Source organism: Pseudooceanicola aquaeponti (assembly GCF_050897975.1).
Taxonomy (GTDB): domain Bacteria; phylum Pseudomonadota; class Alphaproteobacteria; order Rhodobacterales; family Rhodobacteraceae; genus Pseudooceanicola.
Window position 1 is genome coordinate 1 of sequence record NZ_JBPAXY010000019.1, and the last position, 2,523, is coordinate 2,523.

Consider the following 2,523-nt stretch of genomic DNA (forward strand, 5'->3'; position numbering starts at 1 on the left):
CGTAACCGCCCGATTGAGGCCGCCTGCCTGACGGCGGGGTTCCGAGCTAAGACACGTGCATAACGACGTCCTTAACGACGTGTCTTATTAGGAGGGGCCATGCTGGGCGAGGTTCTGGGCGTTGAGCGGCGCCGGCGGTGGAGCGAAGACGAGAAGCTCGAGATCCTGTCGGAGGTCGGTGTCGGCGGCGCGTCGGTGACGCAGGTGGCGCAGCGGCACGAGATCACGCGCTCCCAGATCTACGGCTGGCGGCGTGATCTGAAGAAGAAGGGCTTGTGGTCGCCGGATCGCGGGACCGTTTTCCTTCCGGTCGATTTTGGTGAGGCGCGGACGCCGGCAAGCGCCCCCGCGCCAGCTCGCCCCGTCATGGTCGAGCTGCGGATGAGCAACGGGCGCTGCCTGAGGTTCGACAGCAGCATGGATGGAGAGGCGCTGACCCGGTTGATCCGGGCGGTGGAGGCGGCATGATCGGACCGGGAACGGGCGTTCGGGTCTACCTGGCCTGCGGCCCCACCGACATGCGCAAGGGGATCGCGGGTCTGGCCGCGCTCGCCCAGGACGTCCTGCGCCAGAACCCGGCAGGCGGTGCGGTCTTCGCTTTCCGGGGGCGGCGCGGAGATCGGCTGAAGCTTCTCTACTGGGACGGCCAGGGCTTCTGCCTCTACTACAAGGTCCTGGAACGGGGGCGCTTCCCGTGGCCCGTCGCCGGCGACGGCGCCGCAAGGCTGACCTCGGCGCAGCTGGCGATGCTCTGGGAAGGCATCGACTGGCGCCGCCCGGACTGGGGTGCGCCTCCCGCTCGGGTGAGCTGATAATTCTCTCAAACCCCTTGTTTTACTGGTTATGTACCGCACGGGATGGTAAGGTTCCGCATGTCCGAAGCCTCCTCCCTTCCGCCTGACGATCCTGCCAAGTTGCGCGCGATGATCGCCGCACTCGAGGCCGAGAACGCGGCCATGCGGGCGGAGACGACAAGGCTCACGGCCGTCCTGAAGGCGCACGAAGCCCTCGTTCAGGCGCTCCAGATCCGGATCGCCAAGCTCCAGCGTCAGAAGTTCGGCGCGAGCTCGGAGAAGATCGAGCGCGAGATCGAACAACTGGAACTGGCCCTCGAGGCGCTGGAGGTCGCGGCTTCCGCCGCCCGGGAGGCCGAGGAGGAGCCGGAAGCAGAGCCCGCTGTCGCGGAACCTGCTCCCATGCGGCGCAAACCGAAGGTCTCGGAGGCAACGCCCCGCGAGCGCATTGTGCTCGATCCCGGCGATGCCTGTCCCGCTTGCGGGGGCGAGCTGCGGCTCGTCGGTGAAGACATGAGCGAGATCCTCGAACTGATCAGCGCACGGCTGAAGGTGATCGAGACGGCGCGCCCGAAGAAGTCCTGCCGGAGATGCGAGAAGATCACCCAGACCCCGGCGCCTGCACGCCCGATCCCGCGTAGCATGGCGGGACCGGGCCTTCTGGCACACATCCTTGTCTCCAAGTTCGACGATCATCTTCCCTTGTATCGACAGAACGAGATCTTCGCCCGCATGGGCGCGGATATCCCGGCCTCGACGCTCGTCGACTGGTGCGGCCAGGGTGTGCGGGTGCTCTCTCCGCTCGTGGCGCGGATCAGGGCTGACGTGATGACCGCCGACCGCCTCCATGCCGACGACACCCCGGTGCGAGTGCTCGACCGCTCCAAGCGGCTCGAGGGACTGGGAAAGGGCGTGAAGGAGGGCCGGATCTGGACCTACCTCCGGGATGACCGGCCATGGGGCGGGACAGCGCCGCCCGGTGTCGCCTACTTCTTCTCACCGGACCGGAAGAGTGCGCATCCGCACCGCCATTTGGCCGAGTTCAGCGGCATTCTTCAGGCGGACGCCTATACGGGCTTCAAGGCGCTCTATGAGCCCGATACTACCGGCGCGGTGCGCATCCGCGAGGCCGCCTGCTGGGCACACCTGCGCCGGGACTTCCACGATGTCTGGACCGGCACCAAGTCGGCGATCGCCCGGGAGGCGCTGGATCGTATCGGCGCGCTCTACGACATCGAACGCGAGATCACCGGCTGCTCCGCCGAAGAGCGGCGACGCGTCAGGCAGACCCGCACGCGCCCGCTGGCGGAGAACTTCAAGGCGTGGTCGGAGACACAGCTCGGCCGGGTCTCCGGCAAGAGCGCGCTGGCCAAGGCCTTCCGCTACGCGCTCCGCCGCTGGCCGTCCTTCACGCTCTTCCTGGAGGACGGCCGCGTGGCCATCGACAACAACCCGGCCGAGCGCGCGATCAAGCCGGTGGTGATTGGTCGGAAGAATTGGCTCTTCGCCGGGGCTGATGCCGGGGGAGAGACCCTCGCGGAGGCCATGACGATCATCGAGAGCGCGAAGCTCAGCGGTCTCGATCCTGAAGGCTACCTGGCCGACATCCTGGCCCGCATCGGCGATCACAAGATCAACCGCCTCGACGAGCTGTTGCCGTGGAACTGGGCGCCGATCGCTCAGGAGGCCAAGGCCGTCGCCTGATCTGCGGTCCTTACCGGCCGGTTAC

At 67.3% G+C, this 2,523-nt stretch carries 3 protein-coding genes; all 3 read left to right on the forward strand.

Features of this window, described 5'->3' with window-relative positions:
• Positions 1-99 precede the first annotated feature (99 nt).
• The 3 genes from tnpA to tnpC are packed head-to-tail and all read left to right on the forward strand — an operon-like array spanning position 100 to position 2,498.
• Positions 100-468, forward strand: a complete 369-nt coding sequence (gene tnpA / locus ACRARE_RS22545; protein WP_111551432.1) for an IS66-like element accessory protein TnpA — start codon at positions 100-102, stop codon at positions 466-468.
• Positions 465-812 carry an IS66 family insertion sequence element accessory protein TnpB gene (tnpB, locus tag ACRARE_RS22550; protein ID WP_035851188.1) on the forward strand — a complete coding sequence of 116 codons (348 nt, stop codon included), beginning with the start codon at positions 465-467 and terminating at the stop codon, positions 810-812. The genes tnpA and tnpB overlap by 4 nt, the downstream gene beginning before the upstream one ends.
• Positions 813-872: 60 nt before the next feature.
• Positions 873-2,498 carry an IS66 family transposase gene (gene tnpC, locus ACRARE_RS22555; RefSeq protein WP_432658563.1) on the forward strand — a complete coding sequence of 542 codons (1,626 nt, stop codon included), beginning with the start codon at positions 873-875 and terminating at the stop codon, positions 2,496-2,498.
• Positions 2,499-2,523: the final 25 nt, after the last annotated feature.

What these genes read in the sequence shown, in the direction of transcription:
- tnpA (WP_111551432.1), top strand. Translation starts at nt 100, where the DNA reads ATGCTGGGCGAGGTTCTGGGCGTTGAGCGGCGCCGGCGGTGGAGCGAA.
- tnpB (WP_035851188.1), top strand. Translation starts at nt 465, where the DNA reads ATGATCGGACCGGGAACGGGCGTTCGGGTCTACCTGGCCTGCGGCCCC.
- tnpC (WP_432658563.1), top strand. Translation starts at nt 873, where the DNA reads ATGTCCGAAGCCTCCTCCCTTCCGCCTGACGATCCTGCCAAGTTGCGC.